Here is a 23,996-nt window from a genome sequence, read left to right as displayed (position 1 = left end):
CCCGGCGGCGCCAGGGACCTGCAGGTGGCGTCTATTAGACTGGGCTTCGGTCCGCACGCGGCGGCTCCGGCAGATCCAGAGGTGATAAACGAGTGCCCAGCAGTACTTCGCGGCGGACAGTCATCAAGACGGGCGCTGTCCTCCTGGCGTTGGGCGTGACCTCCTGCACGGCCGTCCCCGCCCCCTCGCCGTCGTCGGACTCCCCCAGCGCAACAACCGCCGCCGAGCCCGCCGCCACCTTCAATTTTGGAACTGCTGCCCAGCCCCTGGGCCTGGATCCTGCCCTGTCCAACGATGTCGAGTCCCAGCGCATTACCCGCCAGATCCTCGAAGGTCTGGTGGGAGTGGACCAAATCACCGGAAAGCCCACGCCATTGCTCGCCACGGAGTGGACTGAATCGAACGAAGGCCGTTCCTACACCTTCAAACTCCGCTCCGACGTCGTTTTCCAGGACGGGACCCCGTTCAACGCGGAGGCCGTCTGCGTCAACTTCAACCGCTGGTTCGCCTTTTCCGCGGAGTTGAGGCGGCAGGCTCCGGGCGGAACCTTCAAGGGTGTCTTCAAGGCGCATTCGGATGAGCCGGAGCTCTCCATCTTCAAAAGCTGCACCGCACTCTCAGCGGACACTGTGAGGATTGACCTTACCCAGCGGTTCACCGCCTTCCTCCAGGCCCTTACGCTGCCGGCCTTTGCCATGGCCTCCCCTGCCGCCCTCGCCGCGGGCAAGGCCGACGTCCTAGACCAAAGCCGCGGCGGCCAGCCCGTCTCCGCCTTTGGCACCAAGCCGGTGGGAACCGGTCCGTTCAGCCTTTCCTCCTGGGACGAAGGAAGCGTGACGCTGGCCACCAACAAGTCCTATTGGGGCGAACGCGGCCAGATTTCCACCATCAACTTCGTCGCCTACGACCATCCGCAGGCCAGGCTCCAGGCCCTGCTCGACGGCAAGATCGACGGTTATGACGCCGTAACGGTGGGCAACTTCGATCAACTGGTCAAGCGCGGAAAGCAGATCGTCCAGCGCGACCCCTTCTCCGTCATGTACGTGGGCATCAACCAGGATGTCCCCGTGCTCCAGAACCTGAAGGTCCGCCAGGCGATCGAAATGGCGATCGACAAGGAGACCCTGATCCGCAGGTTCTTCATCGACAACACGGCCAAGGCCACGCAGTTCGTCCCGCCCAAGATCAGCGGATTCAACAACGAGGCCCCGGAGTTGGGCCACGACCCCGCCAAGGCCAAGGAGTACCTGAAGGAGGGCGGGTACGCCGGCGAGGAACTCAAGTTCTACTACCCCCTGAACGTCACCCGCCCCTACCTGCCCACCCCCGAGAAGGTCTATGCCGAGATCAGCCGCCAGCTCACCGCCGTCGGATTCAACATCCAGCCGGTTCCGGTGGACTGGTCCGACGGCTACCTGCAGAAGGTGCAGTCCCCCGGCGACCACGCGCTCCATCTCCTGGGCTGGAACGGCTCCTACTCCGACGCCGATAATTTCGTGGGCCCCCTCTTCGGGGAGAAGAACGGCGAGTTTGGCTACCATGATCCCCAGGTCTTTTCGAAGATCAACCGGGCGCGCGGGTTGCCCGAAGGCAAGGAACGGGATGAGCAATATCACACCATCAACGCCCAGATTGCGGCGACCGTACCCGCAGTCCCCGTCGCCTTCCCCATCTCCGCCCTGGCCCTGTCCGACCGTGTCCTGAGCTATCCGGCGTCGCCGGTCTTAAATGAAGTTTTCACGAAGGTGCAACTAAAGCCTTGACGGAGCGGCCCAATTTCAGTATGTCCGCTGCCCGGGGATATTCTGTGACAGCCAGAGCCGCTGCAATCGGAGACTGATCGTGACCTTCATTTCCAAGACCCCACATGCCGACGTCGTCCTGATTGGCGGCGGCATCATGAGCGCCACACTGGGGGCATTCCTCAAGCAGCTGGAGCCGGACTGGACCATCTCCCTGTTCGAACGGCTGGACCAGCCCGGGCTGGAAAGCTCCGGCCCGTGGAACAACGCCGGCACCGGCCACGCTGCCCTCTGCGAACTCAACTATTCCCCTGCAGCCAAAGACGGCTCAGTGGACCCCTCCAAGGCACTGCAGATCAATGAACAGTTCCAGTTGTCCCGCCAGTTCTGGTCCCATTTGGTGGACCGGAACCTGATCGGCTCGCCCAAGGGCTTCATCAACACCGTGCCGCACATGAGCTTCGTCATCGGCGAGGACCACACGCGCTTCCTGCGGACCCGGTACGAGGCACTCAAGCCCCACACCCTGTTCCGGAGCATGGAGTACTCCGAGGACCACGGCCAGATCGCCAAGTGGGCGCCGCTGATCGTGAAGGGGCGCGATCCCAAGCAGCGCATCGCCGCTACCCGCGCCGCAGAGGGCACCGACGTCGACTTCGGGGCACTCACCCGCGAACTGACCACCTACCTTGGGAACAACGGCGTCGAAATCAACTTCGGCCATGACGTCACGGGCATCTCCAGGGCGTCCGACGGCGGCTGGGACCTTTCGCTGAAGTACCCCAAGTCAGGCGAGCACGGCAAGATCCACGCCAAGTTCGTGTTTGTGGGTGCCGGCGGCGGCGCCCTGCACCTGCTGCAGGCTTCGGGCATCCCGGAAAGCAAGGGCTACGGCGGGTTCCCGGTCTCCGGGCAGTTCTTCCGCTGCACGGACGAGACCATCGCCGCCCAGCACAGTGCCAAGGTCTACGGCCAGGCATCGGTGGGCGCGCCGCCCATGTCGGTGCCCCACCTTGACACCCGGTACGTGGACGGAAAGCGTTCGCTGCTGTTCGGACCGTATGCCGGGTTCTCCACCAACTTCCTGAAGAACGGTTCCTACCTCGATCTTCCGCGGTCCATCAGGCCGAGCAACATCATTCCAATGCTGGCGGTGGCGAAGGACAACATGGACCTCACCGCGTACCTGGTCAAGGAAGTGGCCAAGCGCCACGGCGACAAAGTCGAAGCGCTGCGTGAGTACTACCCGGAGGCCAAGGATGGTGACTGGGAACTGATCACAGCCGGCCAGCGTGTACAGATCATCAAGAAAGATCCGCAGAAGGGCGGCATCCTCCAGTTCGGAACTGAAGTGATCGCCGGCCGTGACGGTTCCATCGGCGCGCTCCTGGGCGCGTCCCCCGGAGCATCCACTGCGGTCCCTATCATGATCGAACTGCTGAAGAAGACCTTCCCGCGGAACTTCAAGGGCTGGCAGTCCAAGCTGAAGGACATGATGCCCGGCTACGGGGTCAAGCTGGACGAGAACCCGGAGCTTGCCGTCGAGCTGGAAAAGGCAACAGCCAAGTCGCTTCAGCTGGAGAGCGTTTCCGCCAGCCGCTGACCCTGCCGGGGCCGGCGGCCGGCACGTCCGGGTCCGTATCCGTCAGTCAACCCCTCAGGAGACCATGCGATGTTCCGGCTGGCACAACTCTCACTTGCGAACCGGGCCCTGATCGCACTGGTTACTGTCTTCGCGTCCGTCTTTGGCGTGATCACCATGTCGTCGCTGAAGCAGGAACTGATCCCGTCGATCGAGTTCCCGCAGATCACCGTGCTGACCGCCATGCCGGGCGCCTCCCCGGAGGTGGTGGACAAGCAGGTGAGCGGGCCGCTGGAGACTGCCCTGAACGGCGTGGAGGGGCTGGAATCCACCTCCTCCACGTCCCGCAACGGCGTCTCCCAGATCACCATGGTGTTCACGTACGGTTCCAACCTGGACCGGGCACGGAACCAGATTGACCGGGCCATCTCCAACGCCAAGCGGACCCTGCCCGAGGACGTCCAACCGCAGGCCTTCGCCGGCAGCATCAATGATTTCCCCATCGTTTTCCTGGCGGTTTCCTCGGACAAGGGCCTCAGCGAACTCAACGCCGACCTCCAGCGGCTGAGCGTGCCCCGCCTGCAGAAGATCGACGGCGTCCGGGGCGCCGACGTGACAGGCGGCGCTACCCAGCACATCGAGATCCTTCCCCGGCCCGACGCGATGGCGGCATCGGGCGCCACCATCGCCTCCATCCGGGATGCGATGGCCAACAACGGTGCGCTGATCCCGGCCAGAACGCTGGAGGAGCAGGGCAAGACGCTGTCACTGCAGATCGGCAGCCCGGTCGATTCATTGGACGCCATCAAGGCGCTTCCGCTTGCCGGGGCCAGGAACGCCGCCACGATCGGCGCCGTGGCGGACGTCGCCCTCAAGGATGACGAACGCACCTCCATCACCCGGACCAACGGTTCGGAAACGCTTGCCGTGTCCATCACCAAAAAGCCTGAAGGCGACACCGTGGGCATTTCGCACGCAGTCCGGGACACCCTCGACGAACTCGAAGCCGAGCTTGGCTCGAACGCCAAGTTCACCCCGGTGTTCGACCAGGCACCGTTCATCGAAAAATCCATCAAGGACCTCACTACCGAGGGCATGCTGGGGCTGGGTTTCGCGGTGGCGGTCATCCTTGTCTTCCTGATGTCCACCCGCTCCACCCTGGTCACGGCAGTCTCCATCCCGCTCTCGCTGCTGATCACCTTTATCGGCCTGTCCGCCACCGGATATTCCCTGAACATCCTGACGCTCGGCGCGCTCACTATCGCCATCGGCCGGGTGGTGGACGACTCCATTGTGGTCATTGAAAACATCAAGCGGCACCTGAGCTACGGCGAAGACAAGGTCACCGCCATCCTGACCGCCATCAGGGAGGTGGCGGGGGCCATTACCGCATCCACGCTCACCACCGTTGCGGTCTTCCTCCCCATTGCCTTCGTGGGTGAGCTCGCGGGCGAGCTGTTCAGGCCGTTTGCCCTCACGGTCACCATGGCGCTGCTTGCATCCCTGCTGGTTTCGCTGACCATCGTCCCGGTGCTGGCGTACTGGTTCCTGAAGAACACCGGCGCCGCGGCCGGTGCGGCTGCGGCAGGTTCAGCAGCTGCCCGCCGCAACGCGGACGAGGTGCGGGAACGGGCGCTGGAAGCGGAACAGCGGAGCAGGCTCCAGCGCGGGTACCTGCCCATCCTCACCAAAACCCAGAAGCATCCGGTGCTCACCCTTGTTGCCGCCGTCCTGGTGCTTGGCGCAACGGCGGCCATGACGCCCCTGCTGGCCACGAACCTCCTGGGTAACTCGGGCCAGAACAGCCTCACGGTCCGGCAGGTGCTGCCCGCCGGAACCAGTTTGGCGGACACCAGCGCAGCGGCCGTCCGGCTGGAAGAAGTCCTTCGAGGCATCGACGGCGTGAAGGACGTCCAGGTGACGTCCGGCAACGCGCAGGCCGGGTTCGCCGCGCTCACCTCCACCGGGTCCTCGAACTCCACGTTCACGGTGGTCACGGACGAAAAGGCGAACCAGGCACGGCTGCAGGAGACGGTGCGGAGCGAACTGGCGAAGGTCCCCGATTCCGGGAAGGTCTCGGTGGGCACCCAGCAGGGCGGCTTCGGCACATCGTCCACGGTGGACATCACGCTCAAGGCCGCCACCACCGCCGACCTCCGCGAGGCCAGCGACACCATGGTTTCGGCGATGACCGGCGTACCGGGCACCAGCGAGGTGGCAACCAACCTCGCGGCAAGCCAGCCGGTGGTCCAGGTCAAGGTTGACCGGGCGAAGACCGTCGCCGCCGGGCTCAACGAGGAACAGGTTGCGGGCGTGCTCGCATCCACCATCAGCCCCATCCCCGCCGGAACCGTCCGGATCGACACGGATGACTTCCCGGTCCGGATCGGCAAAGGCACCAGGTTCACCAGCATCGACGCGGTCCGGCAAATTCCCCTGCCGGCAGCCGGGGGCCCTGTCACGCTCGGCACCATCGCCGCGGTTGAACAGGTGGACGTCCCTGTATCCATCACCGCCAGCAACGGCCAGCGCACAGCGCGGATCTCCGTGACGCCGTCGGGCTCCAACCTGGGCGCCGTCAACGCGGAGGTCCAGAAACGGCTCGAAGAACTACAGCTGCCGGCGGGCGTCACCGCCGAAATCGGCGGTGCCACCACCCAGCAGCAGGAGTCCTTCCAGCAGCTCGGGCTCGCGCTGCTGGCGGCAATCGCCATCGTCTACGTCATCATGGTGGCCACCTTCAAGTCGCTCGTCCAGCCGCTGATCCTGCTGGTCTCGGTGCCGTTCGCGGCCACCGGGGCCGTCGCACTGCTCCTGGTCACCGGGGTCCCGCTGGGACTGCCTTCGTTGATCGGCATGCTCATGCTGGTGGGCATTGTGGTCACCAACGCGATCGTGCTCATCGACCTCATCAACCAGTACCGGCAGCCGCGCGACGGACGGCCGGGCATGAACGTTGCGGACGCGATCACGCACGGGTCGCGCCAGCGCCTGCGTCCCATCCTGATGACAGCCCTTGCAACGGTGTTCGCCCTCACCCCCATGGCGCTGGGCCTCACGGGCGGCGGCGGCTTTATCTCGCAGCCCCTGGCTGTGGTGGTCATCGGAGGGCTCATCTCCTCCACGGCCCTCACCCTGGTCCTGGTGCCTGTCCTGTACAGGCTGGTGGAGGGCCGGCGCGAGAGGAAGGCCCTGCTCCGGGAACTGCAGGCGAGGCCGGAATTCGGCCCCGGGGCTGACGTCGATGAGGAGTTCCGGGACTGGACCACCGGCATGGTGCGGAAAACCAGCGGCAGGCGCGCTGCACCCGGAAGCCCCGAATAGGCAGGGCCGACGGCAGGCCCGGAATATTTTCCCGCAGGACGCGTTGTACCCGTCGATAGATGCAAATGCATCTAAATTGGACTACACTGGGAACAAGCCAGCAGTCCAGGAACGGAAAGGCACATCATGCAGATCGGTGTTTTCAGCGTCAGCGACATCACCACGGACCCCACGACGGGCCGGACCCCCACCGAGAACGAACGCATCAAGGCCTCGGTGGCCATCGCCAAAAAGGTGGAGGAAATCGGGATGGATGTCTACGCCCTGGGCGAGCACCACAACCGGCCGTTCTTCTCCTCCTCCCCCACCACCACCCTTGCCTACATCGCCGCCCAGACCGAGCGGATCACCCTTTCAACGGCGACCACGCTGATCACCACCAACGACCCGGTCAAGATCGCCGAGGACTTCGCGATGCTCCAGCACCTGGCTGACGGCCGGGTGGACCTGGTCCTGGGCCGCGGCAACACCGCGCCGGTGTACCCGTGGTTCGGCAAGAACATCCAGGACGGCGTGGAGCTGGCCATCGAGAACTACAGCCTGCTGCGCAAGCTCTGGGACGAGGACACCGTCAACTGGTCCGGCAAGTTCCGGACCCCGCTGCAGAACTTTACGTCGACGCCCCGCCCGCTTGACGGCGTCGCCCCCTTCGTGTGGCACGGTTCCATCCGCACGCCGCAGATCGCGGAAGTGGCGGCCTACTTCGGGGACGGCTTCTTCGCCAACAACATCTTCTGGCCCAAGGAGCACTACCAGCAGCTGATCGGCCTCTACCGGGAGCGCTACGAGCACTACGGCCACGGCAAGGCGGACCAGGCGATTGTGGGCCTGGGCGGCCAGTTCTTCATGCGGAAGAACTCCCAGGACGCCGTCAAGGAGTTCCGCCCCTACTTCGACAATGCCCCTGTGTACGGGCACGGCCCGTCACTGGAGGACTTCACCTCCCAGACGCCGCTGACCGTCGGCAGCCCGCAGGAGGTCATCGAAAAGACGCTGACGTTCCGGGAGTACTTCGGCGACTACCAGCGGCAGCTGTTCCTGATCGACCACGCCGGCCTGCCGCTGAAGACGGTGCTGGAGCAGCTGGACCTGTTCGGCGAGGAAGTCCTGCCCGTCCTGCGCAAGGAATACGCCGCCCGCAAGCCCGCGCACATTCCTGAGCCGCCCACGCACGCCGGCCGGGTTGCCGCGCTGCTGGCAGCGCAGGACGCCGAGAAGTCTGCTGCGGAGGCGTGATGGCCGGCAAGGCTCCTGAATCGCCGGTCCGCCTCGCAGCAGAGACCTGGGAGTCGCTGTTCCGGGCCCAGGTGGCGGTGATGCGCAAGCTGCAGTCCGGGCCTGCGTTCCGGAAGCTCGCGGTGAACGAGTACGACGTCCTGTTCACGCTGTCCCGCTGCCCGTCAGGCTGGCTGCGGCTCAACGAGCTCAATGACAACGTCCTGCTGAGCCAGTCCAGCCTGAGCCGCCTGGTGGAGCGGCTGGAGAAGCGCGGGCTCGTGGCCAGGATGCCGGCACCGGAGGATGGCCGTGGCGTGCTCCTGAAGCTGACTGACGAGGGGCGGGAGCTTCAGAAGGAGATCGGGCGCGAGCACGTGCGCGATATCTCCGCCGTCCTGGGTCCCGCCCTGACACCGGCTGAGCAGAAGGAACTGACAAGGCTCACCACCAAGCTCAGGAGCTCCCTGGGACCGCGCCCGCCCCGGCAGGAACCGGGCTAGCCCAGCGCCACCAGCCGGGCGGGATCCTCAACCGGGAGGTCTCCGTTGACCACGGCGGTGACCTGCATCTGGTTCAGCGTCAGGCTTCCGCCCACCGTGGACAGGAACGCCGTGTCGGCCGAGTCCCTGCCCGCCGTGATCCGCAGCATCGACTCCCGCGGGGCCAGCCCGGTGGGATCGATGACGTGCCATGCGCCTTCCACGTATGCTTCGGCCACGGCGTGGAAGTCCATGGGGCTCAGGCCGGGGGCATACACGGCCGCCAGGCGTGCGGGTATGTCCTTGGACCTCAGCAGCGCAATGGCCAGGTGCGCAAAGTCGCGGCACACCCCGCGGCGGCTGAGGAGTGTCTCCACCGCACCGTCCGTGCCGCGGGAGGAGCCGCTCATGTACCGGAGTTCCCCGTTCACCCAGTTCCGGACGGCGAGCAGCAGTTCGCCGTCGCAGAGTCCTTCGAACTCGGCATACGCGGTGGGCAACAGGCGGTCAGATTCCGCGTAGCGGCTGGGCCGGACGTACCGGATCCGGTCGGCCAGCCCGGTTTCCTCGGGCAGTGCCTTCCCCGCCACCGTCGCGGAGTATTCCACGGTCACTTCGGCCGGGTCGGTGAACTCCATGTAGTGCAGCCTGCCGCCGTGGTGGTCCGGCACCTCGGACACGGGAACCTGCCGGCCGCCGGCTGTGATGGACAGGCTTTCCTCAAACGAGGAATAGCCGTCGTTCCTCGCCGCGGCTATGGCCATGGCCACCTTGGTGTTGGCTGTGGTCCTGAAAACCAGGCGTGCGGAAACAGTGCGTTCCATGACTCTCCGGGGGTGTCGGCAGTGGAAGGAAGTCGCCGGTTGTCGCGGCCGTTGATGTGGGCCGGGAACGGGGACTAGTTCTTGATCTCCAGAGACATTAGCATCCGCTGGACGTTGGCGAAGTCGCTGCTATCACCGACGTACTGTGCGGCCTGGCCAAGAGTGTCGAATGCCTTGGCGGGTGCCACTTTTTCGTCTGGCGCGAATGCCCTGACGGCTACCAGGTCACCGAAGGAGTAGTCCCCCTTGCCGGCCGGGCCCCGGATGACGTTGCGCAGTTCGCAGGCCTGGCCGTCCGCCCCGCCCACAAGGTTCGTGACCCCGTACGAGCCGAAGTACCGGTACCCCTGGATCACCCTGAACACAACCCTGGGCGGAATGGTCCCCTCCCCGCCTTCGGCTTTCATGTCCGACGGCACGCTGCTGATCACGGTGTAGGGCCGCCGCGCGTCCTGCGGACATTCAGCGGACGACGGCGGGAGTCCCGTCCGCAGTGCCGCCATGAAGGTGCCGTCGGGCTTCTTCACCTCGACCTTCAAGGCCCCGGGCAGGGCACCCTCCTCCGGGGCCACCGACTGCGCTATCCACTCCTGCGGCAGCTCGAAACTCACGCTCTTTGCAGGGTCCGAGAAGGTTTTCCAGGCGGAAGCCGTGGCCACGGGCCCGGCCGTAGCGGACTCCGTGGCACCGGGCTTGGCGCTTCCGGAGGCCGTTGCTGACGCTGATGCTTCCGCCGGCGCGGTGGAGGCGGCCGCGGTGCCCGGCCCGCCAGGCTCCGCTGTCCATCCCGGCCCGCTGTTTGACGGTGTGGAGCATCCTGCCAGGAGCGCGCCGGCCACGAGCACTGATGCGCCCGCCAGGGCCCTTGATGTTGCCATGCCTTCCATGCAGCCAGCCTAACGGGACGCGGCAGCGTCGGGTCCTTTCCCCGGACGGTGTTTCGGCCTGCGCCGATGCGCGGAAGCCGTATGGCAGGGATGCGTGTCGCCGTCGGACGCGCAACTCCGGCGCCGGGGACTAGGCTGGTGCTTATGGAAGCCCACCACGGCACGGCCGAAGAAGATTTGGCGGACATTTCCGCCGTCGACATCGCCGACTGGCGCCTCCGGACCTTTGGCCTGTACGCCAATGTCCGCAAAGTCTCGGCCGAGAGTCCGGCGGAAGCGCATCTGTATTGGCGCCACCAGCGGGACCTCATGTTCGCCACGCACCCTGCATCCCCGCTGACTGCCGAGGAGAAAGCACGCTTCGGGGGCTTGAAGACTGCGGACTATGATCCGATTTTCCGTTTCCACGTTCCGCTGACCAAGGAAGGTGCCGGACGGGAAATGAGCATCGAAACCGGGACCGACGGCGTGGTGAACTTCGTCAGGATGGGCACGTTCGACCTCCCCGAGATGGGGCAGCTCGCCGTGTGGAAGCTGCGGGGCTACGGCGGCGGCATCTTCGTGCCCTTCCGCGACGCGACCGCAGGCCAGCCCGGCGGAAGCTACGGGGCAGGCCGCTACCTCCTGGACACCATCAAGGGAGCCTTCCACGGCGTCCACGGGACAGGACCGGATGCCCCCTTTGTCCTGGACTTCAACTTTGCCTACAACCCGTCCTGCGCCTACAACGAGGCCTGGGCGTGCCCCCTGCCGGGCCCGTCAAACCGGCTGGCCGTGGATATCCCCGTCGGAGAGCTCTACTAGCAGGTCGCACCGGGGGCATCCGTAACGGCTAGGAGCCGAGGGTCCGCACGCTTGCCACTGCCTGCCGGACAGCTTTGGCGGCAACCGCCAGGTCCTCCCCCGCCACCGCGGCGTCAAAGCTGAACCTGACCGCTGTCTGGGCCACCTCAGCCTCGAACCCCATGGCCGTGAGGACCGGCGACGGCGCATCGGACCCGGCTGCGCAGGCGGAGCCGCTCGAGCACACCACCCCTTGGCGCTCCAGTTCCAGGAGCACCGATTCGCCGCTGGTTCCGGGGAAGCAGAACGATGCCACGGAGGGCAGCCGCTCTGCGGGGTGCCCGGTCAGCACCGCCCCCGGTACCCCCGTGAGCACGGCGTCAATAAAGCTGTCCCGCAGGGCGGCCACCCGCCGTCGTTCTTCCTCCTGGCCGGCCTGGGCGAGTGCCAGCGCGGCGGCCAGCCCCACGGCACCTGCAACGTTCTCCGTCCCCGAACGGCGGCCGCGCTCCTGGCCGCCGCCGTGGATCAGCGGCTCGATCCTGGTGCGGCCGCGGACGAAGAGCACCCCGCAGCCCTTGGGTGCCCCCAGTTTGTGGCCCGAAAGGCTCATCGCGTCAACGCCCAGCGCCCTGGTGTCAAGGGGCAGCCAGCCCGCCGCCTGCACTGCATCCGTATGGAAGGGAACCCCATGGCTGTGTGCTGCGGCGGCCAGTTCGGCGACCGGCTGGACCGTCCCCACTTCATTGTTGGCGTACATGATGCTGACCAGCGCGGTTTCCGGGCGCAGTACTGCGAGGAGCGCCTCGGGAGTGACCTGCCCGGTCCCGTCCACCGGCACCACGTCAACCTCGAAGGCGTGGAAGCGTGCCAGGTACCGTGCGGACTCCTCAACGGCCGGGTGTTCGACGCCGCTGATCACCACCCGGTTCAGCGCGGGGTCGGCTGCCTGCCGCGCCAGGGCAATGCCTTTAACGGCCAGGTTGTCCGCTTCGGTGCCGCCGGAGGTGAAGGTGACCTCACCGGGCCGGCAGCCCAGGACCGCTGCCACCGAGGCCCTTGCATCCGCGAGCGCCCTGGCAGCAGCCTCGCCCAGGGTGTGGTGGCTGGAGGGGTTTCCGAACTCGCCGGTCAGGTAGGGCCACATGGCGTCCAGGACCTCGCGGCGGACCGGGGTGGTGGCGGCAGCATCAAGGAAGATCATGGTGTATTCACCCGGCCGTCAGTTCCACGTCCAGGCCGAGGTCCAGCGCGGCCACCGTGTGGGTGAGCGCGCCAACGGAGATGACGTCCACCCCCGTGGCGGCAATTCCCGCGACGGTGGTGAGGTTGACGTTGCCGCTGGCCTCCACCCGTGCCCGGCCTGCAACCAGGGCAACGCCGGCGCGCAGCTCCTCCACGGTGAAGTTGTCCAGCATGATGGTGTCCACGCCTGCCGCCAGGACAGGTTCGATCTGGTCCATCCGGTCCACCTCGACCTCGAAGTGCGTGGTGTGCCCCAGCTGCGCCTTGGCGGCCAGGAGCAGTCCCGTGAGCCTGGCGGGGTCCCCTCCGGTCATGACGGCCAGGTGGTTGTCCTTGGCGAGAACCGCGTCCGACAGGCTGTACCGGTGGTTGGCGCCTCCCCCGCAGCGCACCGCGAAGCGCTCCAGGATCCGCAGTCCTGGGGTGGTCTTGCGGGTGTCGGTAATGCGGGCGGGCGTCCCTTCGGTGAGCTCGACGAATTCCGCGGTCCTGGTGGCGATCGCGGACATCCGCTGGACCAGGTTGAGGGCCACGCGTTCGGCAAGCAGTACCGAGCGGGCCCGTCCGCTGACCCTCGCGAGGTGCGTGCCGGCGTCGAACCTGTCGCCGTCCCCCCGCAGCAGTTCCACGTCCGTGTCCGGGTCCACCAGCAGCATGGCGTCTCGGAACACGGTGGCGCCGCTGAAGACGCCGGGCACGCGGGCGTTCAGCACGGCGGTGGCGCGGGCTTCGGCGGGGATGAGCAGCTGGGAGGTGATGTCCCCCGCCGGAGCGTCTTCGGCGAAGGCGCGCTCCAGGATCTCCCGCACCGGCGCCGACGGCAGCGCCAGGTCAAGCAGGGTTGTTTCAGTCATGGAGGATGCTCACTTTCGGGCGGTTCGGGTACGTGGTGTCGAATTCTTCCCTGATGCCGGAAGCATCCTCCGGGCAATCGCTGCGGTAATGGGCGCCCAAGGACTCCTGGCGTTCCTGGGCCGCAGCCACCAGGAGCTGCGCTGCCAGGAGCAGGTTCCGGTCCTCATGCAGTCGGGCGTCCGCAGAAGGGGCAACAGTGCCGGGACGAACGACGGCGGCCCACCGCCCCAGGGTGTCCCCCGCTTCCCGGAGCAGCTCCCCGGAGCGAAGCACCCCGGCCTTGGCAGTCATCATCCGGCGCAGGGCCTCACGGGAGAACGGCTCACTCCCCCCACCGAAGTTGGACGGCCGGCTCCCACCCGGAGCAGCTGATGCGGCCGGCTCGCCTACTAAAACAGCAGGGAAGGTGCCGGCGTCCATAGCTTCTCGGGGCAGCGGTGCGGAAGCGTGCGTCAAGGGGAGGCCGCCCGCGGCCGAGGCAGCACGCGGAGCATCGGTGCCCCGAGGGGGCGCACCGCCGTCGTCACCTGCCAGGAAGTGTTCAACAGCGCGGCGGCCGAAGACGAGTCCCTCCAGGAGGGAGTTGCTGGCCAGCCGGTTTGCCCCTTGGACCCCGGTGCACGCAACTTCCCCGGCCGCATACAGTCCTGGAACAGTGGTGCGGCCGTGGAGGTCGGTAAGGACTCCGCCCATCCAGTAGTGGGCCGCGGGTGCCACCGGAACGAGTTCGCGGGTCCAGTCAATGCCGGCGTCGAGGGTCCTCTGCGTGAGGGTGGGGAACCGCTTCGCCAGGAATCCGGGACCCTTGGCTTGCTCAATGACGCGTGCGTCGAGGTAGACGTGGCCGTTGGGATCGCCGAGCTTGGCAAGGTGCAGGGCAATGCTGCGGGAGACCACGTCGCGGGGGGCGAGTTCGGCGCCGGGGTGGTAGGCCCGCATGAATCGCTTCCCGTTGCCATCGACGAGGACGGCTCCTTCGCCGCGGACGGCTTCGGAGATGAGGAGCGGATCCTGGTCCAGCCCGCGGGCGGTGCCCGGGCCCGGGGTGCCGGCGCCGGGCACCAGGCAGGTGGGGTGGAACTGGAAGAATTCCAGGTCGGACACTGCTGCCCCGCTGCGGACGGCGAGCGCAAGGCCGTCGGCGGTGGCCACCGCGGGGTTGGTGGTCTGGGCAAACAACTGGCCTGCTCCGCCGGTGGCGAGCAGCACGGCGTCCCCGCGCAGTGTGAGTGTCCGGCCGTCCTGCAGGAACTCGACGCCCTTGACGTGGCCGTCCGTTTGCCGGAGGGCTGTGGCGTGGGCGCCGGTATGAAGTGCCAGGGAACCGCCTGCCTGCCGGGCCAGCACTGCACGGATCAGGGCCGCGGCCACCTTCGCGCCTGTGGCGTCGCCGCCCGCGTGCAGGATCCGCGGGGCGGAATGGGCGGCTTCCAGCCCCAATGCCGGGCCGCCGTCTGTACCGGGATCAAAGACCACGCCGAACCGTTCCAGCCCGGCAATGTCCCTGCGGGCCTCCGTGCACATGAGCCGGACTGCCTCTTCGTTGCAGTGTCCCGCACCTGCCTGGAGGGTGTCGGCAATGTGGGCCGCAACGGTGTCCCCGGGGGTGGGCTCGTCCAGCACGGCTGAGATGCCGCCCTGGGCGTACCAGGTGTTGCTCTCGCAAAGCTGGCCCTTGCTCAGCAGCACCACGTCTGCCCCGGCGTCGGCCGCCAGCAGTGCGGCGTAAAGTCCGGCAATACCGCTGCCGACGACGACCAGCCGCCGGCGCGTGCCGGGCACAATGGGCGCGGCGGACATTATGGCCTGGCGGCGAGCATGCGCTCGAGCGCGGTCCGTGCATGGTCCTGGACGGAGTCCGCCACCGTGATCCGGTTGACGATCCGCCCGGCCACCAGTTCCTCCAGCACCCAGGCAAGGTAGCCCGGGTGGATGCGGTACATGGTGGAGCAGGGGCAGATCACGGGATCCAGGCAGAAGATGGTGTGCTGCGGGTATTCGGCGGCAAGCCGGTTCACCATGTTGATCTCTGTGCCGATGGCAAAAGTGGTGGGTTCCGTGGCCGCGGCGATGGCCTTCCTGATGAAGTCGGTGGAGCCGGCCGAATCGGCAGCGTCCACCACCTCCATGGGGCACTCCGGGTGCACGATCACCTGGACGCCGGGGAAGTCGGCGCGGGCTTTCTCGATCTGGGCCACGGTGAAGCGCTTGTGCACCGAGCAGAACCCGTGCCACAGGATGACGCGGGAATCGAGCAGCGCCTGCTCGTCGTTGCCGCCCAGGTCCTTGCGCGGATTCCACATGGGCATCTGCTCCAGCGGCACGCCCAGGGCCTTGGCAGTGTTGCGGCCCAGGTGCTGGTCCGGGAAGAACAGCACCCGCCGGGCGCGCTGGAACGCCCACTCAAGGACCGTCCTGGCGTTGGAGGAGGTGCAGACGATGCCGCCGCGCTCGCCGCAGAAGGCCTTCAGCGCGGCGGAGGAATTCATGTAGGTGACGGGGATGACCGGAACCCGGCCCTCGGCGTCGGGCTCCGTGCCGTAAATCTCCTCAAGCTGCTCCCAGCACTCAGCCACGGAGTCGGCGTCGGCCATGTCCGCCATGGAGCAGCCGGCCGCCAGGTTGGGCAGGACGACGGCCTGCCCGGGGGCGGAGAGGATGTCAGCGGTTTCGGCCATGAAGTGGACGCCGCAGAAAACGATCGCCTCTGCGTCCGGACGGGTGAGTGCGGCGTTGGCCAGCTGGAAGGAGTCGCCCACGAAGTCGGCGTACTGGATCACTTCATCGCGCTGGTAGAAGTGCCCCAGGATGACGGCCCGGTCCCCCAGCGCAGCCTTCGCGGCCAGGATCCTTTCGCCCAGCTCGGCGTCGCTGGCCAGTTTGTATTCCTCGGGCAGCTGGCCCTGGCGGGGGGTGGCGGCGGGAGCCACGTCCGCACTGGAGGCACCCGGGCCGTAGGCGGGAACGCCGGCGAGCGCCTCGGCAAGGTCGTAGTCCCAGGGGCCCTTGGCCAGGGCCGGGCTGCAGGTGCTGCCCTTTGCGGTGGCGCCGTTTTCGGCCTGCTCGCGCGTGATCAGCTGGATTGCCGTGTTGACGCTGCTCATGGTGTGCTCCTGTTGTCTGGGTCAAGGCCGGGCCGGCCGGTAAAGCGGTAGAGGCGCGGTGGACGGTGCTTGCCGCCCTGGAGGTACTCGCCCGTTTCCTCTATTTCGGGGGTGGACTTGAGCTGCCTGCGGAAGTTCGCCGGATCCAACTCGCGGTCCAGGACGGCTTCGTAAACCTCCCGCACCTGGGCAAGGGTGAAGTATTCCCCCAGCAGGTGGTAGGCCACGGAGCCGTAGGCCAACTTGTTGCGCAGCCGCCACAACGCGTAGTCCACGATCGCGTTGTGGTCAAAGGCGAGTTCGCCAAGGCGGTCCGCACGGAACCACCGGACGTTCTCGGACTCATCCGCGAGCGCGGCTTCGGTCGGCTGGACCAGGGCCCAGTAGACGATCGAAACCACGCGCTGGGTGGGTGAGCGGTGAAGCCCGCCGAACGCGTACAACTGCTCCAGGTAGCTGGGGGCAAGTCCTGTTGTCTCCCTCAGGTTCCGTGAGGCCGCGTCCTGGAGCGACTCCGCGTGGCTCAGCGGGCCGCCCGGCAGCGCCCATAGTCCTTTGAAGGGTTCCCGGATCCTTCGCACCAGCGGCAGCCAGAGCGTAGGGCGCCCGGATTTTTCACTGGGGCGGAGCGCGAAGATGACCGTGGAGATGGCCAGCGACGGCGGCGCGGCCTGGCGCTCGGAGACGTTGGCAGAACTGGAGTACATGTCCCACCGCCTTTCCGGGGACCAGGGGCTCGCCCTCCGCAAAGGCGCCCGACTGAGTTATGGTCATTTTGACCAAAACTAATTCTACGGCCTGCCGCTCCATAAACGCCAACTATTTCGGAAGTTTGCCGTCCCGGGGTTCCCGCCGCCCGGGGGCATCAAATTCCGCTGCGGGACCGTAAACGGTAAATTCAAGAGGTCCCACAAGGCGGCACCATCCAAACCCCAAGAAGGTTCACGGCACATGACGATGAAGTCCACCACAGCCCGGCCCACCGGAAAGCCCGCGCATCCTCCCCACAGCATGAAGCCCCGGCAGCTGACCATGATGGGGCTCGGCAGCGCCATCGGCGCCGGCCTGTTCCTGGGCTCGGGCGCGGGAGTGCAGGCCGCCGGCCCCGCCGTCCTCATTTCCTACCTGGTGGCCGGCACCCTGATCATCCTGGTCATGTGGGCCCTGGGCGAAATGGCTGCCGCGAACCCCAACAGCGGCGCCTTCTCCGTTTACGCGGAACGCGCTTTGGGGAAGACGGCCGGCGCCACGATCGGCTGGCTCTGGTGGCTCCAGCTCGTGGTGGTGATCGCCGCAGAAGCGCTGGGGGCGGCCGCACTCCTCTTCTCCGTCTGGCCGGTCATTCCAGTGTGGGCGCTGGCACTGGTGTTCATGGTGGTTTTTACCGGCATCAACCTCGCGGGGGCCCGGAACTTCGGCGAGTTCGAGTTCTGGTTCGCCATCCTCAAAGTTGCCGCGATCGTGCTGTTCCTGGCCGTGGGTGCCGCCCTCCTCCTGGGCCTGCTGCCCGTCACATCACCCGGACTGTCCAATATCACCGGCGACTTCGCGCCGCAGGGCCTGGGCGGCATTGCGTCCGCACTCTTCGTGGTCATCTTCGCGTTCGGCGGGACGGAGATTGTGTCCGTTGCCGCGGCCGAAACACAGGATCCGGAGCGGAGCGTGGCCAAGGCCATCCGCACTGTTGTCTGGCGCATCCTGGTGTTCTACATCGGCTCCGTGTTCGTCATCGCCGCCGTCCTTCCGGCCACCTCGGAAAGCCTCGCCTCACCCTTCGCCGGCGTGCTGGACGCGGCGCGAATCCCCGGTGCCGGAACGGCGATCACCCTGGTGGCCGTCGTCGCACTCCTCTCCGCACTGAACGCCAATCTCTACGGGGCGTCCCGGATGGCCTACTCCCTCGCACAGCGCTCCGCAGCGCCCCGCATCCTCACCCGCCTGGGCGGCGCCAACGTCCCCATGCTCGCGGTGGGGGTATCGGTCGCCTTCGGTTTCATCGCCACCGTCCTGGAGCTGCTGTTCCCCGAACGGATCCTTCCGGCCCTGTTCCAGCTGGTGGGCTCCACCTGCCTGGTGGTCTGGGGAAGCGCCCTCGTCTCGCAGCTGATCCTGCGGCGGCGGGCGGACCGGGCAGGAACTCCGCTGCCCCTCCGGATGAAGGGTTTCCCCGGGCTGACCATCCTGGGACTTGTCCTGCTGGCCGTCATTTTCGCTGTGGGGTTCAGCGCGGAAGAGAGCCGCCTCCAGCTCTTCAGCACCTTTGCCCTTATCGCCGGGATTGCCCTGGCCTGCGCGGCGGGCGCCCGGCTCACCGCCCGGACCCGCCGCCCCAACTAGGTAGCGCCAAGTGTCGTTTCGGCGGCTCAAAACGACACTTGACGCTACCTAGTTGGGGCCGGGGGCTGCCGCCGGTGAGGGGAAACAGCCGGGCGGCCGGCAGGTAGAGTAAAACCAGTAGCACGAGGTTCCGAAGCGCCGGGTCCGCCTGGGCGCCGTACTTGATGAGGACTGACACCATGAGCGGCAGGCACACCGGCCAACAGCACACGCACACCGTGGAAGGCACGGACCCGCAACTCTACGTGGCGGTGCATGATCCTGCGGTTGATGCCGGGTTCCGCCCGGTCCTGCTGGTGCACGGATTCTCCTCCTCCAGCAAGCTCAACTGGGAGGACACCGGGTGGGTGGCCGCGCTGCTGGACGCCGGCCGGCGGGTCATCACGGTGGACCTGCCCGGCCACGGCCGCAGCGGCGCCCCGGAGGACCGGGACTCCTACTCCCCCAGCAGGATCCGCGCAGACCTGCTTCAAACAGCGTTCGACGCCGGCGTGCGGCCTTTGCAGGAGGGTGACCCTTCCAGCGGCCTCGACATTGTGGGCTACTCGCTGGGCTCCAGGCTCGCCTGGGAATTCGGCGCCACCCAGCCGGAAATCACCCACCGCCTTGTCCTTGGCGGCCCCAACATTTCTGATCCGCTGGCCGAGTTCGACCTTCGCGCCGCGCAGGATTACCTTGCCGACGGCACACCCATCGCCGACGAGTCCACGGCCCGGCTGCTCAAGATGGCACTCCTGCTGCCCAGCAACAACATCTTCGCGCTGCTCTCCCTTGTGGAGGCCATCAAGGCCGAGCCGTACGACCCCGCAGAGGCAGTTCCCCACGTGCCGATGCTCCTGGTGGCGGGGGAAATGGACGAACGGGCCGCCAGCCTGCCGCAGCTTGAAGAACTGGCGCGGAAGGCCGGTTCCATGGCCGAGCAGCTTATCCTGCCCGGCAGGAACCATACGAACGCTGTGACGAGCAGGGCCTTCAAGCAGGCTGCCATTTCCTTCCTGGCCGTCTAGCCTTTTCGCGGAGGGACTGATGCGCACGTTCTTCGAAGACCGTACGGACGCCGGCGAACGCCTTGCGGCCATCCTTCCGCAGTTCCGGGAGCGGCCCGACACCCTTGTGCTTGGCTTGGCCCGCGGGGGAATCCCCGTGGCAGCCGCGGTGGCAAAGGCCCTCCATCTTCCACTCGGAACCGTCCTGGTCCGGAAGCTCGGAATTCCCGGCCATGAAGAAACAGCCTACGGCGCCTTGGCCTGGGTCCACGGCCGAACCGTCCGGCTGGTCAACAAGCCCCTGCTGGACCGCGTCCTTGAACACGGCGTCCGCCAGGAATGGCTCGACGCCGTGGAGCAGCGGGAACGCGCCGAGCTGCTCCGCCGCGCGGAGCTCTATCCGGGCGTGGACCTCGACCTCGCCGGAAAGACCGTCCTCCTGGTCGATGACGGCCTGGCGACGGGAGCCACCATGCGCGCAGCAGTGGAAGCAGTGCGCGACGGCGGTGCGGCAACCGTCGTGGCGGCTGCCCCGGTCGGCTCCATTGAGGCAGAGGCCTCCGTGGAGCGCGCATGCGACGCCGTCCTGTGCCTGCACCTGCCCGGAAAGTTCCGCGCGGTCGGCAGTTTCTACCGGCACTTTGAGCAGTTGTCCGACGACGATGCGATCAGCATCCTGGAGCAGTAACACCGCAGGCCATGTCCTTTCGCAGTATGGCAAAGGAGACGAACCGGCACGGCACAGGCGGCCCAGACGGCGAAGCGGGCCGGACCGCCATGGTCCGGCCCGCCGTCGTCCTGCACTGGGCGGTGGTGGGATTAGTGGTGGCTGACGCCGAGTGGCCGCCCCTTGGTTTCCTTGGCCAGAACCACACCAATGGCGGAGATGACGCACAGGACCATGATGTAGATGCCAATGGACCCGGTCCACTTGGTGGACTGCAGCAGCGTTTCAGCGATGGTCGCCGCGAATGCCCCGCCCAGGATGGCGCCGAAAGCGTAGCCGATGGAAATCCCGGAGTACCGCACATTCGCGGGGAACATCTCGGCGTACATGGCTGACATGGGCCCGTAGGACAGCCCAAGCCCGATGGTGAGGACAAACAGCGCCAGGCCGTAGAACCAGATGTTCTTCGTGTCGATGAGGGCGAACATCGGGATCATCCAGGCAAAGATGATGGCGTAGCCCGTCAGGAAGGTCTTGACCCGGCCGATGCGGTCCGAGAGCCAGCCGCCTGCAAGGGTGAAGATCAGCCAGCCGAAGGAGGCCAGGGTGGTGGCCAGCAGCACCTCCGCGGTAGGCATCTTCAAGGTCCTGGTGGCGTAGGCGATGAAGAAGGCAATCAGCAGGTAGCCGGCCGCATTGTTCCCGATGAAGATCATGGTGGAGTACAGGACCGGCTTCTTGTGGCTGCGGACCAGCTCGCCCAGCGGGGCCTTGCTTTCCTGCTTCCGGGCAGCCATCTCCCGGAAGACGGGGCTTTCGGCCACCGCCCGCCGGATCAGGTACCCCACCACGATAAGGACAATGGAGAGCAGGAACGGCACGCGCCAGCCCCAGGCCGCGAAGTCCTCCTTGGACATGCTGGTGTTGAGGAAGAAGAGCAGGCCGGTGGCCAGGATCATGCCGATGGGCACGCCAATCTGCGGGTAGGCACCGAAGAGGCCGCGCTTGTTCAGGGGCGCGTGTTCAACGGCCATCAACGCCGCCCCGCCCCACTCGCCGCCGGCTGAGAAGCCCTGGATGATGCGGAGCGTGATCAGCAGCACAGGTGCCCAGGCGCCGATCTGGGCGTAGGTGGGCAGCATGCCGATCAGGGCGGTGGCTGCACCCATCATCACCAGGGTGAAGACCAGCATCGCCTTGCGGCCCAGGCGGTCGCCCAGGTGGCCGGCCACCACGGCGCCGAGGGGCCGGAAGAGGAAGCTGATGCCGATCAGGGCGAATGAGAGGATCTGTGCCAGCCCGGGGTTGGACTGGTTCAGCGGTGCCAGGAACAGCGGCGACAGCAGCGTTGCGGTCAACTGGGCAAAAATGAAGAAGTCGTACCACTCGATGGTGGTTCCGACGAGGGTGCCGGCGAGGACCTTGCGTTCCTCCCGCCGGGTGCTGGGACCGGCGAGTGTGTCCACCTTGGAAGGTGTGGTCATTGAAACTCCATTGTTCAAGGCAGCAGCGCTGCCGGGACGCCATCAGGATTACCGACAGAACGGTCAGTTAGTTAGTAGGGTACTACGAAAATGTGAGGCACAACACGGCCCGCGCAAACTTTTATGCGCAGCCGGTTGAACTGCGGGAACCTGCAGGAAAGCCGACCTGACGTTTGGGCTCCGCGATCACCCAGTTCTATATTTGAATTGCCCTTTCGAATTGAGGACACCGCGCGCCTGGCCGGTCCCCGGCACCGCCTGCCGGAACCTGCCACCTAGGATGGTCACCATGAATCCCACCGCTGCAGCGCCGGCCGGAGCAGCGCCGGCCCAGGCGTCCGCGTCGCAAACCCTGTCCCGGGGAATCCGCGCCCTGGAGATCCTCGCGGCAGCGCCCGGCCCGCTGACCATTGCGGAACTGGCGGACGCGATGGGCGTGCACCGGTCGGTGGCGTACCGCATCCTCCGGACCCTGGAGGACCACTCGCTGCTGGTGCGGGACGACGCCGGGCGCGTCCAGCCGGGGCCGGGGCTGGCTGTCCTGGCACGCGGGGTTTCGCGCAACCTGCAGGCGGCAGCCCTTCCGGAGCTGACGCAACTCGCCAATACTCTGGATATGACGGCGTTCGTGGCCGTGTGGGACCACCACGACTGCATCACCCTGCTCACGGTGGAACCCAGGCACTCGGGCGCCACTGTGGCCCAGCATCCCGGCACCCGCCATCCCGTCAACGCCGGCGCCCCGGGCATCGCCATCCAGTCGGCGCTCACCGAGGCCGAATGGGACCGGCTGGCCACGGGAATCCCCTACCGCCCCGAGGCCGCCGAGGCCCGCCGTGCCGGATACTCGGCCAGCCACGACGAGGTCATCGCCGGCGTATCGTCCCTGGCTACGCCCGTCCGGGTACCCGGCAGCCGCCCGGCCGCCCTCGCCGTCGTCTATATCCGCTCATCCCATGACCCCGCGACGGTGGGCGCGGCTCTGGTGGAGAGCGCCGCCAGGATCGAGCGGCAACTGGCTTAGGGCCTGCGGCGAAGAACAACGCCGGACGCGGCACCCAGGAGTGCCAGGACCGCTGCGGCACAGACCGGGACAACAAACGCCGCTGCGTAGCCGTGCAGTTCGGCCAGCTGACCGCCCAAGGACGAGCCAAGGGCAGTGCCGGCCACGATGCCGCTGGCCAGCGCCGTCATTACGGTGCCGAGCCGGCCAGCCGGAGCGACGGCACCGCCGACGCCAAAGACCGTGACCATGACCGGCCCCACCGGGAGGCCCAGGACCAGCAGCGCTGCCACCATCCCGGGCATCGAGGACGGCAGCAGCAGGAGCAGGGCCAGCGCGGCCATCAGCCCGGCGCAAAGCGCCCACCGCCCGGACAGGCTGAAGGCCTGCGGCCAGTAGGCAACCGACAATGCCGCCGCGGCCGAGCTCAGGCCCATCGAGGCGTACAGCAGGCCGGCAACCTCCGAGCCTCCAAACAATCCCGAAAACGAGCTCAGGGCGGCCTGCGTCGAGCCAAAGAACGTTCCCATGCACACCATGGCAAGCACCGGCAGGGCCACCGCTGCCGGGAGGCGCCCGGCAGCGGTTCCTGCACCCTGCGAACGCCGGTCCGCGGCGGTCCGGGCCGCGCTGCCCGCCGGAGCAGCCCTGATGACCGGAACGGCACGATGGGTGCGGTGCACGGCGAAGGCCGGAACGAAGGTGATGGTCATGGCGGCCGCAAGGGCAAGGGGCAGCCAGGGCGCCAGCAGGCTGGCCAGGATTCCCACCAGGGCCGGCCCAAGGACAAAAGTCACCTCGTCCGCGGTGCTTTCGTAGGAAAGGGCAGTGTGCAGGTCCTTCGCCCTGTCCGCGGCCGGCCCCCGTGAGGCCAGGGCCATCCACCGCACCCTGGCCAGCGGTCCGACCTGCGGACAGCTTGCACCGGACACGAAGGCGGACGCCAGCACCGCCGCAGTGACACCGCCGAACTCCCCCATGGCCCACACCGCAAGCATCAGGGCCACCACTGCCGCGGTATTAAGGAGGGACGCGATCAACAGCACGGGACGTTGTCCGCGCCGGTCGGCCAAGGCTCCCAAGGCCGGAGCGCCCAATGCCGAACCGATCCCGACCGCACCGGCAGCCGTCCCGCCCAGTGCGTAGGAACCGCTGGCTGACGTAACCAGCGTGAGTGTCCCGACTGTCAGCATGGCCAGCGGAAGCCGCGCAAACAGCCCCAGCGGAATAAAGCTGCGGCCGGCAAGACGGGGCAGCCGGGCGAAGCGGCTGCCGCCGAGAGCCGGGTTGGCGGACGTCGGGTTGGCAGCTGGCTGGTTGGCGGCGCCAGGCGGCTCAGGGACGTGGGCGGGTGCAGGGGAAGGCGACGGCTGGCCGGCAGGGACAGTTACTTGCGGGCTGTCAAGTGAGGTGGATGAAGTCAATTCCGGGCTCGTTCATGTTGTGCACACCGTCCCTCCTCCCGATGCGCGCAAC

19 protein-coding genes are annotated in these 23,996 nt (G+C 67.0%); 10 read left to right on the top strand and 9 right to left on the bottom strand.

Annotated features, from left to right (window positions below):
• Nucleotides 1–92 precede the first annotated feature (92 nt).
• The 5 genes from PV768_RS03970 to PV768_RS03950 all read left to right on the top strand — a co-directional run bounded on the left by PV768_RS03970 (nt 93) and on the right by PV768_RS03950 (nt 8,366).
• Entirely contained in the window at nt 93–1,763 is a 1,671-nt protein-coding gene (locus PV768_RS03970) for an ABC transporter substrate-binding protein (RefSeq protein ID WP_321213830.1), read from the top strand.
• A gap of 79 nt (nt 1,764–1,842) precedes the next feature.
• Nucleotides 1,843–3,345, top strand: coding sequence for a malate:quinone oxidoreductase (locus PV768_RS03965; protein WP_323056529.1), 1,503 nt, complete (start codon nt 1,843–1,845; stop codon nt 3,343–3,345).
• 69 nt (nt 3,346–3,414) lie between these two features.
• On the top strand, nt 3,415–6,648 hold the full coding sequence (locus PV768_RS03960) for an efflux RND transporter permease subunit (RefSeq protein ID WP_421092328.1): 3,234 nt from the start codon (nt 3,415–3,417) through the stop codon (nt 6,646–6,648).
• Nucleotides 6,649–6,774: 126 nt separating this feature from the next.
• The gene (locus PV768_RS03955) at nt 6,775–7,884 is read left to right on the top strand and encodes an LLM class flavin-dependent oxidoreductase (protein WP_157241868.1); all 1,110 of its coding nucleotides are present in this window, start codon (nt 6,775–6,777) and stop codon (nt 7,882–7,884) included.
• On the top strand, nt 7,884–8,366 hold the full coding sequence (locus tag PV768_RS03950; RefSeq protein ID WP_157241867.1) for a MarR family winged helix-turn-helix transcriptional regulator: 483 nt from the start codon (nt 7,884–7,886) through the stop codon (nt 8,364–8,366). Before PV768_RS03955 ends, PV768_RS03950 begins: the two co-directional genes overlap by 1 nt.
• Here PV768_RS03950 and PV768_RS03945 read toward each other — a convergent pair.
• Both PV768_RS03945 and PV768_RS03940 read right to left on the bottom strand, forming a co-directional pair.
• On the bottom strand, nt 8,363–9,169 hold the full coding sequence (locus PV768_RS03945) for a transglutaminase-like domain-containing protein (RefSeq protein WP_421092327.1): 807 nt from the start codon (nt 9,167–9,169) through the stop codon (nt 8,363–8,365). The two genes, PV768_RS03950 and PV768_RS03945, sit on opposite strands and share 4 nt — an antisense overlap.
• 74 nt (nt 9,170–9,243) lie before the next feature.
• Complete coding sequence (locus PV768_RS03940; RefSeq protein ID WP_197432491.1) at nt 9,244–10,056, bottom strand: hypothetical protein; 813 nt, start codon at nt 10,054–10,056, stop codon at nt 9,244–9,246.
• Nucleotides 10,057–10,200: 144 nt separating this feature from the next.
• Between PV768_RS03940 and PV768_RS03935 the strand changes: the two genes are divergently transcribed.
• Nucleotides 10,201–10,860: a DUF1684 domain-containing protein gene (locus PV768_RS03935; protein WP_157241865.1), complete on the top strand. Its 660-nt coding sequence runs from the start codon at nt 10,201–10,203 to the stop codon at nt 10,858–10,860.
• Between the two features lie 28 nt (nt 10,861–10,888).
• Here PV768_RS03935 and PV768_RS03930 read toward each other — a convergent pair whose 3' ends face one another.
• Genes PV768_RS03930 through PV768_RS03910 form a run of 5 tightly spaced genes read right to left on the bottom strand, consistent with a single transcriptional unit; the run spans nt 10,889 to nt 16,750 of the window.
• Nucleotides 10,889–12,043 (bottom strand): cysteine desulfurase family protein, encoded by a 1,155-nt coding sequence (locus tag PV768_RS03930; RefSeq protein WP_157241864.1) that lies wholly within the window; start codon nt 12,041–12,043, stop codon nt 10,889–10,891.
• Between the two features lie 7 nt (nt 12,044–12,050).
• Nucleotides 12,051–12,938, bottom strand: coding sequence for a carboxylating nicotinate-nucleotide diphosphorylase (gene nadC, locus PV768_RS03925; protein WP_197432490.1), 888 nt, complete (start codon nt 12,936–12,938; stop codon nt 12,051–12,053).
• The gene (gene nadB / locus PV768_RS03920) at nt 12,931–14,739 is read right to left on the bottom strand and encodes an L-aspartate oxidase (RefSeq protein WP_157241863.1); all 1,809 of its coding nucleotides are present in this window, start codon (nt 14,737–14,739) and stop codon (nt 12,931–12,933) included. The genes nadC and nadB overlap by 8 nt, the downstream gene beginning before the upstream one ends.
• Complete coding sequence (gene nadA / locus PV768_RS03915) at nt 14,739–16,043, bottom strand: quinolinate synthase NadA (protein WP_157241862.1); 1,305 nt, start codon at nt 16,041–16,043, stop codon at nt 14,739–14,741. The genes nadB and nadA overlap by 1 nt, the downstream gene beginning before the upstream one ends.
• Nucleotides 16,040–16,750: an NUDIX hydrolase gene (locus tag PV768_RS03910; protein ID WP_104998334.1), complete on the bottom strand. Its 711-nt coding sequence runs from the start codon at nt 16,748–16,750 to the stop codon at nt 16,040–16,042. The genes nadA and PV768_RS03910 overlap by 4 nt, the downstream gene beginning before the upstream one ends.
• Before the next feature lie 244 nt (nt 16,751–16,994).
• Between PV768_RS03910 and PV768_RS03905 the strand changes: the two genes are divergently transcribed.
• The 3 genes from PV768_RS03905 to PV768_RS03895 all read left to right on the top strand — a co-directional run bounded on the left by PV768_RS03905 (nt 16,995) and on the right by PV768_RS03895 (nt 20,054).
• Nucleotides 16,995–18,380, top strand: coding sequence for an amino acid permease (locus PV768_RS03905; RefSeq protein ID WP_421092326.1), 1,386 nt, complete (start codon nt 16,995–16,997; stop codon nt 18,378–18,380).
• A gap of 179 nt (nt 18,381–18,559) precedes the next feature.
• Entirely contained in the window at nt 18,560–19,387 is an 828-nt protein-coding gene (locus tag PV768_RS03900) for an alpha/beta fold hydrolase (protein WP_323056538.1), read from the top strand.
• A gap of 19 nt (nt 19,388–19,406) precedes the next feature.
• Nucleotides 19,407–20,054: a phosphoribosyltransferase gene (locus PV768_RS03895; protein ID WP_157241859.1), complete on the top strand. Its 648-nt coding sequence runs from the start codon at nt 19,407–19,409 to the stop codon at nt 20,052–20,054.
• 131 nt (nt 20,055–20,185) lie between these two features.
• Here PV768_RS03895 and PV768_RS03890 read toward each other — a convergent pair whose 3' ends face one another.
• Nucleotides 20,186–21,517, bottom strand: coding sequence for an MFS transporter (locus PV768_RS03890; RefSeq protein ID WP_157241858.1), 1,332 nt, complete (start codon nt 21,515–21,517; stop codon nt 20,186–20,188).
• Between the two features lie 289 nt (nt 21,518–21,806).
• Between PV768_RS03890 and PV768_RS03885 the strand changes: the two genes are divergently transcribed.
• The gene (locus PV768_RS03885; protein WP_421092325.1) at nt 21,807–22,541 is read left to right on the top strand and encodes an IclR family transcriptional regulator; all 735 of its coding nucleotides are present in this window, start codon (nt 21,807–21,809) and stop codon (nt 22,539–22,541) included.
• Here the strand turns inward: PV768_RS03885 and PV768_RS03880 are convergent.
• Complete coding sequence (locus PV768_RS03880; protein ID WP_421092324.1) at nt 22,538–23,944, bottom strand: MFS transporter; 1,407 nt, start codon at nt 23,942–23,944, stop codon at nt 22,538–22,540. The genes PV768_RS03885 and PV768_RS03880 overlap by 4 nt on opposite strands.
• Nucleotides 23,945–23,996 lie beyond the last annotated feature (52 nt).

The sequence above is a fragment of the Pseudarthrobacter sp. CC4 genome (assembly GCF_048957775.1).
Classification (GTDB): domain Bacteria; phylum Actinomycetota; class Actinomycetes; order Actinomycetales; family Micrococcaceae; genus Arthrobacter.
Note: the sequence above shows the minus strand (reverse complement) of the source record. Positions and strands in the feature narration are given on the sequence as shown.